This window comes from Arthrobacter sp. Sr33, from assembly GCF_054511195.1.
Genome location: NZ_JBTNDD010000002.1, coordinates 256,512 through 270,318, shown reverse-complemented (window position 1 = coordinate 270,318; position 13,807 = coordinate 256,512). Strand labels below are relative to the sequence as shown.

17 protein-coding genes are annotated in these 13,807 nt (G+C 63.1%); 6 read left to right on the top strand and 11 right to left on the bottom strand.

Annotated features, from left to right (window positions below; all coding sequences use genetic code 11):
* Positions 1-64 precede the first annotated feature (64 nt).
* A complete protein-coding gene (locus ACX80T_RS04155; protein WP_035747752.1) occupies positions 65-847 on the top strand; it encodes a GntR family transcriptional regulator in 783 nt (260 codons plus the stop codon).
* Positions 848-1,025: 178 nt separating this feature from the next.
* On the opposite strand, the gene qcrB is transcribed toward ACX80T_RS04155, so the two are convergent.
* The 4 genes from qcrB to ctaE all read right to left on the bottom strand — a co-directional run bounded on the left by qcrB (position 1,026) and on the right by ctaE (position 5,340).
* A complete protein-coding gene (gene qcrB / locus ACX80T_RS04150) occupies positions 1,026-2,708 on the bottom strand; it encodes a cytochrome bc1 complex cytochrome b subunit (RefSeq protein WP_459303778.1) in 1,683 nt (560 codons plus the stop codon).
* A gap of 1 nt (position 2,709) precedes the next feature.
* On the bottom strand, positions 2,710-3,735 hold the full coding sequence (gene qcrA / locus ACX80T_RS04145) for a cytochrome bc1 complex Rieske iron-sulfur subunit (protein WP_459303777.1): 1,026 nt from the start codon (positions 3,733-3,735) through the stop codon (positions 2,710-2,712).
* A gap of 93 nt (positions 3,736-3,828) precedes the next feature.
* A complete protein-coding gene (gene qcrC / locus ACX80T_RS04140) occupies positions 3,829-4,614 on the bottom strand; it encodes a cytochrome bc1 complex diheme cytochrome c subunit (RefSeq protein WP_024476553.1) in 786 nt (261 codons plus the stop codon).
* An 87-nt stretch (positions 4,615-4,701) separates the two neighbouring features.
* Positions 4,702-5,340: an aa3-type cytochrome oxidase subunit III gene (ctaE, locus tag ACX80T_RS04135; protein WP_024476554.1), complete on the bottom strand. Its 639-nt coding sequence runs from the start codon at positions 5,338-5,340 to the stop codon at positions 4,702-4,704.
* A gap of 148 nt (positions 5,341-5,488) precedes the next feature.
* Between ctaE and trpD the strand changes: the two genes are divergently transcribed.
* Complete coding sequence (gene trpD / locus ACX80T_RS04130; protein ID WP_459303776.1) at positions 5,489-6,553, top strand: anthranilate phosphoribosyltransferase; 1,065 nt, start codon at positions 5,489-5,491, stop codon at positions 6,551-6,553.
* On the opposite strand, the gene ACX80T_RS04125 is transcribed toward trpD, so the two are convergent.
* From ACX80T_RS04125 to ACX80T_RS04110, 4 genes are read right to left on the bottom strand one after another with little or no spacing between them, the layout of a single operon-like run.
* The gene (locus ACX80T_RS04125) at positions 6,550-7,275 is read right to left on the bottom strand and encodes a copper homeostasis protein CutC (protein ID WP_459303775.1); all 726 of its coding nucleotides are present in this window, start codon (positions 7,273-7,275) and stop codon (positions 6,550-6,552) included. The genes trpD and ACX80T_RS04125 overlap by 4 nt on opposite strands.
* Position 7,276: 1 nt before the next feature.
* Positions 7,277-7,558, bottom strand: coding sequence for an Lrp/AsnC family transcriptional regulator (locus ACX80T_RS04120; protein WP_019482746.1), 282 nt, complete (start codon positions 7,556-7,558; stop codon positions 7,277-7,279).
* Between the two features lie 57 nt (positions 7,559-7,615).
* Positions 7,616-8,041, bottom strand: a complete 426-nt coding sequence (locus ACX80T_RS04115) for a DUF3054 domain-containing protein (protein ID WP_019482745.1) — start codon at positions 8,039-8,041, stop codon at positions 7,616-7,618.
* On the bottom strand, positions 8,038-8,814 hold the full coding sequence (locus tag ACX80T_RS04110) for an alpha/beta fold hydrolase (protein WP_459303774.1): 777 nt from the start codon (positions 8,812-8,814) through the stop codon (positions 8,038-8,040). Before ACX80T_RS04110 ends, ACX80T_RS04115 begins: the two co-directional genes overlap by 4 nt.
* A gap of 106 nt (positions 8,815-8,920) precedes the next feature.
* Between ACX80T_RS04110 and ACX80T_RS04105 the strand changes: the two genes are divergently transcribed.
* Together ACX80T_RS04105 and ACX80T_RS04100 are read left to right on the top strand one after the other, a co-directional pair.
* On the top strand, positions 8,921-9,196 hold the full coding sequence (locus ACX80T_RS04105; RefSeq protein WP_019482743.1) for a DUF2277 domain-containing protein: 276 nt from the start codon (positions 8,921-8,923) through the stop codon (positions 9,194-9,196).
* Between the two features lie 80 nt (positions 9,197-9,276).
* Positions 9,277-9,687, top strand: coding sequence for a VOC family protein (locus tag ACX80T_RS04100; RefSeq protein ID WP_459303773.1), 411 nt, complete (start codon positions 9,277-9,279; stop codon positions 9,685-9,687).
* Positions 9,688-9,857: 170 nt separating this feature from the next.
* On the opposite strand, the gene ACX80T_RS04095 is transcribed toward ACX80T_RS04100, so the two are convergent.
* Positions 9,858-10,556, bottom strand: a complete 699-nt coding sequence (locus ACX80T_RS04095) for an alpha/beta fold hydrolase (RefSeq protein ID WP_019482741.1) — start codon at positions 10,554-10,556, stop codon at positions 9,858-9,860.
* A gap of 104 nt (positions 10,557-10,660) precedes the next feature.
* Between ACX80T_RS04095 and ACX80T_RS04090 the strand changes: the two genes are divergently transcribed.
* Positions 10,661-11,422, top strand: coding sequence for a class I SAM-dependent methyltransferase (locus ACX80T_RS04090; RefSeq protein WP_459303772.1), 762 nt, complete (start codon positions 10,661-10,663; stop codon positions 11,420-11,422).
* A 56-nt stretch (positions 11,423-11,478) separates the two neighbouring features.
* Here ACX80T_RS04090 and ACX80T_RS04085 read toward each other — a convergent pair whose 3' ends face one another.
* Both ACX80T_RS04085 and ACX80T_RS04080 read right to left on the bottom strand, forming a co-directional pair.
* Positions 11,479-12,261 carry a hypothetical protein gene (locus tag ACX80T_RS04085; protein WP_459303771.1) on the bottom strand — a complete coding sequence of 261 codons (783 nt, stop codon included), beginning with the start codon at positions 12,259-12,261 and terminating at the stop codon, positions 11,479-11,481.
* Entirely contained in the window at positions 12,258-12,785 is a 528-nt protein-coding gene (locus ACX80T_RS04080; RefSeq protein WP_459303770.1) for a DUF421 domain-containing protein, read from the bottom strand. Before ACX80T_RS04080 ends, ACX80T_RS04085 begins: the two co-directional genes overlap by 4 nt.
* 103 nt (positions 12,786-12,888) lie before the next feature.
* Here ACX80T_RS04080 and ACX80T_RS04075 point away from each other — a divergent pair, with 103 nt between their 5' ends.
* Positions 12,889-13,722, top strand: coding sequence for a hypothetical protein (locus ACX80T_RS04075; protein WP_459303769.1), 834 nt, complete (start codon positions 12,889-12,891; stop codon positions 13,720-13,722).
* Positions 13,723-13,807: the final 85 nt, after the last annotated feature.

The following is a 13,807-nucleotide window of genomic DNA, read 5'->3' as shown; positions in this document are numbered from 1 at the left end:
TAGACTGAAAGCAGCCGCGTTCTTCCAAGGCTCCTGAAAGGCTTTCCCGTTGTCGAGTACCCTATTGCTCTCCCTTGAGGGAGGGCTGAATCCTGAGTCCACGGCGCCGAAACACGTGCAGCTCCGCGAGATCCTCCGCCAGCTGATCATTGACCACGCCGAGCCTGGTACCGCCATTCCCTCTGAACGAGAGTTGACCAGACACTTCGGGGTGGCACGCATGACCGTCCGGCACGCGATCGATGCCCTGGTCGCCGAGGAGGTGCTGGAGCGCATCGTGGGACTGGGGACATTCGTCGCACATACCAAGCTGGACCTGCAAATGAAGCTCACCTCCTACAGCGAGGAGATGCACCGGCGGGGTATGGTTCCCGACGCGCGGGTACTGAGCTTCGAACAGATCGGGGCAACCCCGCTGATTGCCCGCGAGCTGCAACTCGAGCAAGGCCAGCCGGTGGTCCGGTTCAGACGCCAACTGCTCGCGGATGGAGAGCCGATGAGCGTCGACGAGAACTTCATCCCGGCCCACCGGGTGCCGGGGATTCTTGACGAGCCGGCGCCGACGTCGCTGTACAACGTTTTGAGCGAACGGTTCGGCCTGCTGATGGAATGGGGCGAGGACACCATCGAGGCGACCGCGGCCTCTGCTTCGATCGCCAGGCTGCTGAACGTGGATTTGGGGGCGCCCCTCCTGAAAATCCAGCGGCACGCCTACGTGGCCAGGTCGATGATCGACTACTCGGTGTCCTATTACCGGGCGGACCGGTACAAGCTCTGGGTGCCACTCCAGCGCCCCGGCGTACGGTCCCCGCGCGCTTATACGGCGAAGCGGTTGAACAGTCCCTAGCTAGCGCTTCAGGCCAGTAGGGCCAAACCCTGCAGGAACTGCCCCCGGAGTCAGATCCGCCGGTTCCCGTAGGGCAATCCTTGCCCTACGGGCCGGAGCTGTCCCGCATAGCCGGATATGCGCCAACGAAAGAACCCGATCCAGCTATGCGCTGGACCGGGTTCTTTATCGTGTCGTGCTACTTGGAGATTGCCGCTTTGTCGTGCTGCTCGGCGATCTCGTCGTGGTGTGTGTGAGAATGCGCTGCCGCCAACTCCGCAGGCGTTACCGGTGCCACCCTGTCTTCGAAGAAGAAGCGTGACAGCCAGCCGCGGGCCTTCTCGGTCCGGGTGACGTGTCCGTTGACATCCGCCTCGGCCGGCAACACTCCTGCAGACTCGTAGTTGACCAGGTTGTAGCGCTTGTATTCGTCGAGTGGTTCGTGGACCTCGATGAACTCGCCGTGCGGGAGCCGCACAATCCGGCCGGTTTCCCGACCGTGCAGGGCGATCTCGCGATCCTTGCGCTGGAGAGCCAGAGCAATACGCTGTGCCACCATGAAGCCGATGATCGGGCCCACGAAGAACAGCACCCGCAGCCAGTAGGTCACATCGTTCAGGGATACGAAGAAGTGGGTGGCAATGAGGTCCGAGCTGGCCGCTGCCCACATGACGCAGTAGAACACTACGCCGGACACGCCAACCGCGGTGCGGAACGGTGCGTTGCGCGGACGGTCGAGCAGGTGGTGTTCCCGCTTGTCCTTGGTCAACCAGGACTCAATCCACGGCCAGGCGAACATCAGGCCGAACACGATTCCGGCAGGAACGAGGGCGGGAAGCAACACGTTCAGCGACAGGGTGTTCACGCCCCATGGCATCGGGATGTTCCACTCCAGCGGCAGCCCACCGAGCCACCCCGGCATGAGGCGCAACGCACCGTCCACCCAACCGATGTACCAGTCGGGCTGGGTGCCAGCCGACACGGGGGAGGGATCGTACGGGCCGTAGTTCCAGATCGGGTTGATCGTGAACGCCGCCGAGATCGCTGCGACGATGCCAAACACGATGAAGAAGAATCCACCGGCTTTCGCTGCGTAGACCGGGCCGACGGGGAAGCCGACCACGTTGTCGTTCGTCCGGCCTGGGCCGGGGAACTGGGTGTGCTTGTGGGTCACCACCATGAAGAGGTGGATGACGATCATCAGCAGGATGATCGCGGGGATCAGCAGGATATGCAGCACGTAAAGCCGTGGAATAACCACTGTGCCGGGGAATTCGCCGCCGAAGAGGAAGAAGCTGATGTACGTGCCAACAACCGGGACGGCCTTGATGACGCCGTCGATGATGCGCAGGCCGTTACCGGACAGCAGGTCATCGGGGAGTGAGTAACCGGTGAAACCGGCAGCCATGGCCAGGATCAACAGAACGCAACCGACAACCCAGTTCAGTTCGCGGGGACGCCGGAACGCACCAGTGAAGAAGACGCGGAGCATGTGCACGGAGACTGCTGCGACGAAGAGCAACGCAGACCAGTGGTGGACCTGCCGCATGAACAGCCCGCCGCGGACATCGAAGGAGATGTTCAACGCCGTGGCGTAAGCCTCGGACATTTCGACCCCGCGCAACGGCACATAGCTACCGTCATAGTGGGTTTCTGCCATCGAGGGATCGAAGAAGAAGGTCAGGAAGGTTCCTGACAGGAGCAGGATCACGAAGGAGTACAGCGCCACCTCACCGAACATGAAAGTCCAGTGATCGGGGAAGATCTTCCGCCCGAACTCCTTGACCATCCCGGATCCGCCGACTCGTGAGTCAACGTAGTTGGTGATCTTGCCAACGCTTGTCTTGGGTTGGTAGGTACTTTGCGATGTCGTGCTGCTCATGTCAGCCACGCTCCCAGAAACTCGGTCCTACTGGCTCTTGAAAATCGCTTGTGGCGATGAGGTAGCCCTCGTCATCAACGGCGATGGGCAGCTGCGGTAGCGGTCGTACGGCCGGTCCGAAGATGACCTTGCATTCCTGCGTGAGGTCGAACGTCGACTGGTGGCACGGGCAGAGCAGGTGATGGGTCTGCTGTTCGTACAGAGCAACAGGGCAACCCACGTGCGTGCAAATCTTGGAGTAGGCAACAATGCCTTCATAGCCCCAGTCCTCACGGCCTGGGGAGGGATTCAGCGACTCGGGGTTCAGGCGCATCAGCAGGACAACCGCCTTGGCCTTCTCTTCCAGATAATGCTCAGAATCCGAGAGCCCTTCAGGGATGACGTGGAAAGCCGACCCGATGGTGACGTCTGAAGCCTTGATAGGGGTACCGCTGGGGTCCCGGGCAAGACGGACTCCGGAGTCCCAGTAGGTCTGGCGCAGCACGTTGCCAGGCAAGGGACCCAGATCGCGGAAGATGAAGACGGCCGGAAGCGGTGCCAGAAGCATCGCCCCAAGGAGGGTGTTGCGGATAAGTGGGCGACGCTTGATGCCGGTTTCCTCAACGATGTCGTTGATGATCTTTTCTGCATCGGCGCGGTCGGCTTCGGTGCGGATCTCATGCCGGTCCTCGGATACTTCGTGGTCAGGCATGAGTGTCTTGGCCCAGTGAACAATTCCCACGCCGATGCCGAGCATCGCGAACGCCGTGCCGAGGCCGAGCGTCAGGTTCTGCAGGCGGAGCGTCTCGATGGTCTCGTCCAGGGGGATGAGGAAGTACCCAACGAAAAACAGGATGGTGCCAATAATCGACACCAGGAACAGAATCGCTACCTGTCGCTCCGCGCGCTTCTCCGCACGCGGATCCCGGTCAGCCAGGCGGGGACGGTGTGGAGGCAAGCCAGGGTTCTGGAACTTCTGCACATCGCCCTGACCGGGCCTAGCAACGACGCCAGTACTCTCTGGACTGCCGTGACTATGATCGGCCATGATCCCTCGCATCCTTCTGATAAAACTTCGCTTGTGGTCTGTTGTTAAGTGTGGTGGTGCAGCCTTGAGGCAGCTGATGGAGCGTCATGTGGTTTAGGACGACCGGGCCGTCAGCCAGACAGTGAACGCGATAATGACGCCTAGCCCTGCGACCCAGATGAACAGACCTTCAGAGACTGGACCCAGCGAACCGAGGTCGGCTCCACCGGGGGAGCCCTGCTCGTCGATGGTCTCGAGGAACGCAATAACGTCGCGCTTGTCCTCGGGGGTGATGTTCGCGTCGCTGAACACTGGCATGTTCTGCGGGCCGGTAACCATTGCCTCGTAGGTGTGCTTCGCCGTCGAGCCGGACAGTGCCGGAGCGTACTTGCCGCGAGTCAGCGCGCCGCCGGCAGCTGCCGCGTTGTGGCACATTGCGCAGTTGACGCGGAAGACAACTCCACCGTTTGCTGGGTCGGCGTCGGACGTGTCGAGCATGTCCTCGCTCGGAATGGCTGGGCCGGCACCCAGGGAGGCGACATAAGCGGCCATCTGCATGGTCTGCTCGTCGTCGAACTGTGGTGGCTTTACCTGCGCCTGGGGTCCCTGCATCTGCATCGGCATGCGCCCGGTGCCCACCTGGAAGTCCACCGATGCGGCACCGACGCCAACCAATGACGGGCCGTTATCGGATCCGACTGCGCCCATGCCGTGGCAGGTGGCGCAGTTGGCGATGAAGAGCTTCTCGCCCTCGTCGACCTCGTCGGCCGAGAAGGACTGGGCCTGGGCGTCATTGGTGCTGCTCGCCAGGGCATAGACGCCGCCCGTGAAGAGTAATCCGATGAGCAACAAAGCTACCGCTGCCAGGGGATGACGTCGCCTTTGCGAAAGTGCCTTCACTTGCTGGTTCCTGCCTTCTGTCGTGCAATCACTGCCGGTACCACTTGATGGAATTCTACACCTAGTAGAAGAGTGTTTAACTAAGGGTTACTTCAGGAAATAGATGATGATGAACAGCGCAATCCAGACAACATCAACAAAGTGCCAGTAGTACGACACAACAATTGCTGAGGTGGCCTCAAAATGACCGAACCGTTTCGCGGCGAATCCGCGGCCGATGATGAAGAGGAAGGCGATCAGCCCGCCCAGCACGTGGAGACCGTGGAACCCAGTGGTCAGGTAGAACGACGAGCCGTAGGCGTTGGATGAAAGGGAGACGCCTTCCGAAACCAATACCGCGTACTCGTAGCCCTGAACCGCAACGAAGATGGAACCCATGAGGAAGGTCAGGAGGAACCATTCGATCATTCCCCACTTGAGGGGGGAGAAGACGCTGCCGGTGCGGCGTGCTTGCAACCGCTCGGCTGCGAATACACCGAACTGGCAGGTCACCGAGCTCAGCACGAGAATGATCGTGTTAATCAAGGCGAACGGTACGTTCAGCTTTTCAGTCTCCATTGCCCACATCTCACTCGAGGTGGAACGCAGGGTGAAGTACATGGCGAATAGTCCGGCAAAAAACATCAATTCACTGGACAACCAAACGACGGTTCCTACGGAGACCATGTTGGGGCGGTTCAGCGTTGGATGCGCCGTGGTGCTGGGGGCTTGAGTCGCAGATGTCACAGAGCCATTATGTCTCTAAAAAGGGCCAGTTCACCAATGCTGGGGATGCCCCGGCGCGTCCCCGGCACCGCGAAGGACTCGGCATCCCAGTAACGGCGCGGAAGTAGTGAACAGATGACTTTCTACAATTCGTAGATAACCTTGAGGTGTGACGACGATTTCAAGCCCCGACGGCGGATCCCCGACCTGGCCCGTACTCATCTCCGCGCTGATCCGGGGGGACGATCTCACCTCCGATCAGACCCGCTGGGCGATGGACCAGATCATGGAGGGCGACGCTTCCCATGCCCAGATCGCGGGATTCCTCGTCGGTTTGAGAAGCAAGGGGGAGACGGTCGGTGAACTGGTCGGGCTGGTCGAGGCAATGCTGGCTCGGGCCCACCGCATCGACGTGCCAGGGCCCACCCTGGACATTGTGGGCACCGGCGGGGATGGGCTCAACACGCTCAACATCTCAACCATGTCGTCGCTGGTGGCCGTGGGCGCCGGGGCGAAAGTGGTGAAGCACGGAAACCGCAGTGCTTCGTCGTCGGCCGGCGCGGCAGACGTGATCGAGGCGCTGGGTGTCCGGCTGGATCTCTCGATCGACGACGTCGCCCGTTCGGCCGAGGAGGCGGGAATCACCTTTTGCTTCGCCCAGGTGTTCCATCCGTCAATGCGCCACGTCGCGGTCCCGCGGCGTGAACTGGGTGTCCCCACGACCTTCAACTTTCTTGGCCCGCTGAGCAACCCGGCTGGGGTCGATGCTCAAGCCATGGGATGCGCCAGCGAGCGGATGGCGCCGCTGATGGCGGGAGTATTGGCGGCGCGGGGGATCCGGGCCCTGGTGTTCCGGGGCAGCGACGGTCGGGACAAGCTGACGACCAGTGGCTCCTCGACCATCTGGGAGGTCCGCGGCGGGACGGTGACGGAGCAGCAGGTCCACCCGGCCGACTTCGGGTTGCCGGTGTCGCCGGTGGAGGCCCTCCGGGGGGCCGACGGTGCCAGCAACGCGCGCGTGGTGCGGGCATTGTTGGCGGGGGAGCGGGGGCCGGTCCGGGACGCCGTCGTGCTCAATGCTGCTGCAGGCCTGGTGGCGTTCGACGTGGCTCACGACACGCCGTTGATCGACCGGATCAATGCGGCAATGCTGCGTGCGGAGCATTCGATTGACTCGGGGGCAGCGCAGGGTTCGCTCGAGAAGTGGGTGCGGGTAACCGGTGGTGTCGCCTAGCCCAGCCGGGTGGCCTGATCTATGACTGCGGCGACCAGCAACGGGTCGGTGACCTGATAGCTGGCGCCTTCCGTGTCTGACGCGCCGAGTGGCACGCCGGAGCCGCTGGGGCGGTGAACCGACTTGGCCGAGAGGTGGACTTCGGAAATCCCTGCCGCGGCGAGCGCCGGCAGGTCGCCGATGGTCACCCCGCCCCCGGCCAGGATGGTTAGGCCGCTGCCAGCGGCCGCCATCGATTGCAGGGCTGCGATGCCTTGCCCCGCGGTCAGAGCCCCGCCGGAGGTCAGGACCCGCGTGAAACCGGCAGCAGCGATCGCGTCGAGGGCGGCAAGCGGCGAAGGAGTGTGGTCGATCGCGCGGTGGAAGGTGTATTCAAGCCCTGGGGCGGCCTGCCGCAAGGCCCTGACGGCACCAGCATCCACCCCGCCGGAGCCCGACAGGACCCCCACCACAATGCCAGCCGCGCCCTCGTCCGCGGCAGCCGAGATGTCGCCGGCCATCAGCTCCAGTTCCGCGGGAGAGTAGACAAAACCCCCTGGACGCGGACGGATCAGCACGTTCAGCGGCAGCCCGGGGACTGTTGTTCTGATCTGCCGAATCAGACCGACCGAGGGCGTCAGACCGCCCAGCGGCAGGGCAACGCAGAGTTCGGACCGCACCGCACCGGCGTCGTACGCGATCGCCGCCCCGGCAGTGTCCTGAACCGCAATCTCAACGCGCATCCTAGCCTTCGAAGCCCAACGAGAAGGCGGTGTCCAGATCGTGCTTCGAGTAGGAGCGGAACGCGATCTGGGTGGTGGTCGACTCCACGCCCTCAATCTTGGACAGTCGGTCGGCGATGACGTCCGCGAGGTCCTCATGGCGGCTGACCCGGGCAATGGCAATGAGGTCCCATTCGCCGGTCACCGAATAGACCTCGCTGATTCCTTCGATTTCGGAAATTTCCTGCGCGCACTCCGGAATCCGGGAGGCATCAGTTTGGATCAAAACAAATGCGGTGATCATTGGGGGTCTCCTAGGCAATGGTGGGGGACTGGCTGGGGAACAAACTCTTCGGCTAACTTATCGTGAAGTGCTCCGCCACCGCAGGACCATGGCAGCGATAGCGCGGGGGAGGAGCAGCACCGCACCGAGCACCAGGACGGCGACCAGCTGGAAGCTGATCGCCATGCCGCCGCCAAGTAAGGCTCGAATCCCCAATCCGCCGACGGCGGTACCCAGCCAGATCAGCATCCCCGTCGGCCACAGCGCCGACGGCGACCGCCAGGCCCTGGACGCGCCCCAGGTGAGGAGACAGGCGGTGAGGAAGGGTGCGGCAGTGCCCAGGACGCCGAGGATCGCCAGTCCCGACTCATGGGTGGACCGCCCGGTCGCTGCGAATCCAGTGATCAGCACCAGGTCCGCAGCAAGCCAGCCCGCTACGGCCCGGCCGGTTGGTCGGGTCCGCCCTTCGGCGGGGGCGTTTTTGCTGAGGCGCGGCACGTTCACGAGGTGCTGTCGAGAATCAGCCGGGCTGTCTCCGCGGGCTGATCCCAGTGTGGGAAGTGTCCGCTCTCCTCGAACCAGTGCAAAGTCGCATCAGGGAAGCGCTGCTGGGCGGTGGCCGCCTGGCTGGGGAAGGTCACCCGGTCGCGTCGCCCCCACCCAATCACCACGTTGCCGGAGAGGGATCCGGCGGGGGCGCCCTGCTGGGTGGGCCCTTCGATCAGGGACCGGCGGGCCTCGTCCAGTCCTGGCGAGGACGCGAAACCCTGCAGCTCGGTGAGGACCAGACCAGGATCGAGCTGCCAGGGTTTAGCCGAGAACTGCGCCAGCAGCGCGCTGCGACCAATGGCTGTGCCGGTCAGGAAGGGGAGCGCGGGCTGGATTGCGCGTACCAGGGCGACCGAGGCGGTGATGCTGGTACCGAAGATCAGCCGTTGACGGTCGGTCCAGAACCCTCCGGGGTCAAGTGAAACAGTGCTGCCCGGATGACCGCGCCGTGCCAGCTCAAGGACAATTCGGGCACCCATCGAACTGCCCACCAGAGCTGTGTCCTGTAGGCCCTCGCTTTCGATGAAACGTTCGACGGTATCCGTCAGCGTGCCGATCGTCACCGGCCCGATAAGCGGCGGCGTGTTGCCGAACCCCGGCAGGTCCACGGCGGTCACTTCCCGCCCGGCGGTCAGCGCCGGCATGATCGGGTCCCAGGTGCGAAGGCTTGAGCCCAGGCCGTGCACCAGGAGGAGGGGAGTACCGCTGCCGTGTCGTTCGAAATGCATCGTGATCCTTCGCTGGGGAGTGCTTCAACTCTAGGCATGGTGAGGGCGCAATCGGGAACTGAGGAGGCTATTCCCCCCGGGGTGAACTAGGCCTACGCTATGGAATATGTGCAGAAATATTCGAACTCTGTCCAATTTTGAACCGTCAGCCACAGACGACGAGATTCACGCGGCGGCCCTGCAATTCGTCCGCAAAGTCAGTGGTTCCACCAGACCGTCGAAGGCAAATCAGGAGGCGTTTGACGCCGCCGTCGAACGCATAGCCCATGTGACAGCGCATCTGCTCGCGGACCTCGTCACCACCGCGCCGCCCAAGGACCGAGAGGTTGAAGCCGAGAAACACAAGGCACGGTCTGCCAAACGGTTTGCCGCCACCGGCTGACTCCCACCGGGTTGGTAGGAGCGCCGCTCAGGCCCCGGGCCTGCACCTGCTAGCTTCCGTCAGAATCGAAGGAGATCACCATGGCTACCCGACTCAATCCGTACCTCAATTTCAAAGGCAACGCCCGGGAGGCCATGACCTTCTACCAGTCGGTCTTCGCTGGCGAGCTGACCATGAGCACTTTTGATGAGTTCCAGGCGGCCCAGGACCCGGCCGATGCGGAAAAGATCATGCATGGGCAGCTCGAAACTGAAGGCGGGCTGATGCTGATGGGCGCCGACATCCCTGCCGGCATGGAGTACACGGAAGGGGACACTTTCTCGGTGTCGCTGAGCGGCGAGGATGAGGAGGAGCTCCGCGGCTACTGGGACAAACTATCAGGCAGCGGCACGGTGACTGTCCCGATGGAGCGAGCACCGTGGGGAGACAGTTTCGGCATGTGCAAAGACCGGTATGGGGTCGCCTGGCTGGTCAATATCAACGGCTCCTAGCGCTCTGGGACTCTCCCTGCACCGGTGTTGCGCAGCACCCAGTTGCGCGGAACCCAGTTGCGCGGAACCCAGTTGCGCAGAAAAGTGGGGGCCCTGCAGATGAGTGGTTGCGCTACCGCTTACCTGCAGGGCCACTACTTTTCTGGCCTGAGGTGGCGGTCGGCGATAGCCTAGCGGTCGACGGCGGCGAGGATCGCCGCACTGAGATCCGCCGGCCGGGTGAACTGGGGCCAGTGACCGGTGGGCAGATCGACATACTCGACATTGTGGATATGGGTCAGTTCGGAAACGTTCGGATCGCCCGCATCCATCCAGTGCTGAAGTTGTTCAGAGGTGAACTCGCAGCAGATAACCGTCGCCGGCACCCTGAAGCGGCCTTCGTCGACCAGCCGCTGCTGGTCGGTGGCCACCCCCAGGGGCTGCGGGATAGCTCGGCGGATGAACGCCTGCCGGACGTCGTCGTCGAGGTCAACGAGGTCCTCAGCGTCGAAGACATCCCAGGCCGGGAGCGGGATTTCATTGCCGTCCGCTGGCAGCTGGTCGTTGATCACGCCACCCTCGCCGAGCGGTCCGCTATCCACATAGATCCCGCGGAGCACATGGTTGGGCCGCTGGTCGATAGCGCCGTAGATGATGGCACCGCCCGCCGAATGTCCGACCAGCACCACAGGCCGGTCCACTGCATCGATAGCGGCCACGACGGCGTCGATGTGCTGGCGGAGGCCGATGCCGGCCCGGGGCGCATCCTTGGCTTCCAGGCCGGGAAGGGTGAGCGGATGGACGTGGTGTCCAGCAGCCGTGAGCGGGGGAGTCACGTCATCCCATGACGACGCGTCAAGCCAGAAACCGGGAACCAGAATGATGTCCATGACGGGACCTTACGCCCGGTGGGGGTTCCCGGCAACCATTGACGCCCGGAACCGGAGCCGCTTCGCCCCTACCGGCGTAACGGCCGTCGGAGTAGGTTGGGAGGGTGAGTTTCACCGTAGCAGCTGACGCCTATGACCGGCTCATGGGCCAGTACTCAGTGCCTCTGGCTGCAGAGTTTGTCCGGCTGGTTGACGTCGGAGCTGGTTTCCGGTGCCTCGACGTGGGGTGCGGCCCCGGAGCTCTGACGGCCCGGCTGGTATCTAGGGTGGGCGCTGGCCTGGTTGCGGCGGTCGACCCGTCAGAGCCGTTCGTTGCTGCGGCGCGGACCCGGCTCCCCGGAGTCGACATCCGTCCCGGCACAGCCGAGGAGCTGCCCTTTCCTGACAGCGTGTTCGATATCGCGTTGGCGCAGCTGGTGGTTCACTTCATGAGGGATCCGGTGGCGGGCCTGCGGGAAATGGGCCGGGTGACGCGCAACGGTGGGGTAGTGGCAGCGTGTGTCTGGGATAACGCTGGCGGCCGCGGACCGCTGGCCACCTTCTGGCGGGCCGTCGAGGAGGTCGGCGGACCCACGGCATCAGAGGCTAGGCGTGCGGGGACCGCTGAGGGGCACCTGGCCGAATTGTTCGAGGCCGCGGGTTTGAACGAGATTGAGCAGGGGAGTCTCAGCGTGCGGGTGGAGTTCGACTCATTCGCTGGCTGGTGGGAGCCCTTCACTCTCGGCGTCGGGCCGGCCGGTGATTATATGAACGGGCTGGACCCCACGGGTCGGGAGTATCTCCGGAAGGCCTGCGCCGAACTGCTTCCCGCACCGCCGTTTATGATCGACGCGACGGCGTGGGCAGTCCGGGCGCGTGCTGGGTGACGGTCACAAATGGCGCCTGGACCCCCTGGGCCACACAAGAGTGGTGCACCAGTACACTAGCGGTCGCGCAACCACTTAGCCGGGGATGAGCCACTTTTCTGGGCACTATCTTCCGAAAGCGGGGGAGCGCCGTCGGCCGGCTGTCCGGACTCCACCGTGGGAGATTGGTCCCTGAGGAAAAACGCTCCGAGGGAACCGGCGAGGGTCGCGAAAACCGCCACAGAGTAGATGGCCAGCAGCACCTGGAGTGCGCGGGCGAAATGGTCTGTCGGAGTGATCCCGGTACCGGTAATTGTTGCCATCGAGGCTTCGAACAAGGCGTCGGTGTAGGACTCGTGGGACCCGGTGGCATAGAGCAATTGGCTAGCGGCAAGAATCACTACCGCTGTCACTGCCGCAAGCCAGCCGATTCTGCCGGAAAGCAGTCTGCCAGCGGATCTGGAGCCTCGCACGCTGGCAGAGAGGATTCCGCCGAACCGCGCGAAGCGAGCCGCCCGCAACATCCTGAACGCCTGCAGCGCCCTAAAAAATCTGAGGAACGGGACAAGCAGGAAAACTACCTGCCACCAGTTCTTCCGCCAGAACGCGGCACTGAAACTGGCGATGTAGGCTCGCAACAGAAACTCACCCACGAAAATTACCCAGAACAGCCAGCCGACAATACTGAACACCAGGACAAGCGTCGGATCCTCAGCCAGCACCTGTCCGAGCACTATGAACAGGAAAATGATGCCCAGGATGCCCATCGGTTTGTCGAGCCGCCGCGCCAGTTCTTCGGCCGATCGCAGGCGTGCCCCAAGCGGTGAGTCGGAGCCTACTCCGTCATGGGGGCTGGTCATGGCGTACCGGCACCTGGCCAATTGGTGACTTCGTCGAGCGCGGATCCGCTACCGATCTTGTCCGTAGGAATGACACTGAGGGTGCCGTTGGTTTCGAGTATCACAGCCGCAATGTCAGATAGGTCTCCTGAGCCAGCGGTGCGAATTGCCTGACGTACCTCGGATTCCGTCAGACGGTTCCTGCGCGGTTCGTCAGCCTGCAGTTGCCCTCCAAGGACCAGGGCAACCGGCTTGGCCGTGACCAACGACCGTATTCGGGGCCAACGTGCCGACATCGCGGCGACCACCAACTGAAGCGACGCCAGTAGCACCAGTGCAGTCAGTCCCTGGGCGAAGGAGACCTCAGCACTGAGCAGGATGGTGGCAAGTGTAGATCCCAGGGCAACGGTGACGATGAAGTCAAAAGCATTGAGCTGGCTAAGGGTACGTTTGCCTGACGCCCGCAGGAGCACCACCAGCGCGGCATACGATACCGATCCAATGATGAGTACTCGGATAATCTGATCCCACGATTCAAACCACATGTAGAGATCGTTTCATACGGCTCGTGCCATCGCAGCAGGCTAGCGGTAGGGGACGTGGGGTTTGTTCGATCCCAGTGAAAAACCCGCCTCGAGAGGACCACCCATGACCAATGAGAAACGCTATTCACTCGTCGATCCGGCGTCACCAGCTTTCGGTGTCGCGTCAACCGCCGTCATGGGCGCCGTCACGCTCGTCGATCCTTCCAGGCTGGACGGACAGCAGCGCCGCGTCATGCGGGTGGTCTCGGCCGTAGTGTCGGGGCTCTACGTTGGCGTTACGATCGGCGGCAAGCGGCTACCGCTCAGGGCTCTGGCCGGGGTCGTTACAGGAGCTGCCACGCTTCGTTTCGCTGACACCAGTGAGGCTATCGATTTGCGACTGGAGAACAAGCTGCGCCAGGTCGGGATACAGCACCCGCGACGATGGATGGCCGCCGGTACGGCAGCGTTCATCGCCGCCGGATTCGTTGGTGATCGTGCTGCAGCCAGAAGGCGGGAGTTCCTGGCCATGCTCGAGGATCAGTCCGAACAGGTACGGCCGCTGGACAGCAAAGTTCGAAAACTGGTGGGGGGCATCCTCAGCGCCAGCGAGGAAAGAGGGGCTCAGGAGCTCCGCGCCCAGCTGGATGCCGCCGAGGAGGTCTACTGGGACGACGAGTTCACAGGCACCGCATACTTCAAGGTCCCTGAAGGGTTGCCCCGCGCTGTGCCGCACAATCAGGTATATCCGGTGCGGGCCCGCTTCATTGGGCAGGACGGCGCATCACATCAGGTGCTCGTACAAGTCCTCGACGGCATGATTGACCACATCACAGCAGAGGCAACGAACCAGGAAGGCGTCGATCATGTCGAAGGCCTCCTTGAAGGGTGGCCGGACGCCGCCGAGGTGGTCTATGTCCTGGATAGCATCGACGGGACGAGCACAACGATCGGCTAAGGCCGGCTCCTCTCTATCGAGCTACGACGGCGCCGGGGTCACAGGTCCGCCCGGGATGCTCGCCATTGGGGATCACGTGGCGGAG

Coding starts and splice junctions, on each gene's coding strand:
- ACX80T_RS04075 (WP_459303769.1), top strand. CDS start 12,889: ATGACCAATGAGAAACGCTATTCACTCGTCGATCCGGCGTCACCAGCT.
- ACX80T_RS04105 (WP_019482743.1), top strand. CDS start 8,921: ATGTGCAGAAATATTCGAACTCTGTCCAATTTTGAACCGTCAGCCACA.
- ACX80T_RS04100 (WP_459303773.1), top strand. CDS start 9,277: ATGGCTACCCGACTCAATCCGTACCTCAATTTCAAAGGCAACGCCCGG.
- ACX80T_RS04095 (WP_019482741.1), bottom strand. CDS start 10,556: ATGGACATCATTCTGGTTCCCGGTTTCTGGCTTGACGCGTCGTCATGG.
- ACX80T_RS04085 (WP_459303771.1), bottom strand. CDS start 12,261: ATGACCAGCCCCCATGACGGAGTAGGCTCCGACTCACCGCTTGGGGCA.
- ACX80T_RS04120 (WP_019482746.1), bottom strand. CDS start 7,558: ATGATCACCGCATTTGTTTTGATCCAAACTGATGCCTCCCGGATTCCG.
- ACX80T_RS04080 (WP_459303770.1), bottom strand. CDS start 12,785: ATGTGGTTTGAATCGTGGGATCAGATTATCCGAGTACTCATCATTGGA.
- qcrA (WP_459303777.1), bottom strand. CDS start 3,735: ATGGCCGATCATAGTCACGGCAGTCCAGAGAGTACTGGCGTCGTTGCT.
- ACX80T_RS04110 (WP_459303774.1), bottom strand. CDS start 8,814: ATGCATTTCGAACGACACGGCAGCGGTACTCCCCTCCTCCTGGTGCAC.
- ACX80T_RS04125 (WP_459303775.1), bottom strand. CDS start 7,275: ATGCGCGTTGAGATTGCGGTTCAGGACACTGCCGGGGCGGCGATCGCG.
- qcrB (WP_459303778.1), bottom strand. CDS start 2,708: ATGAGCAGCACGACATCGCAAAGTACCTACCAACCCAAGACAAGCGTT.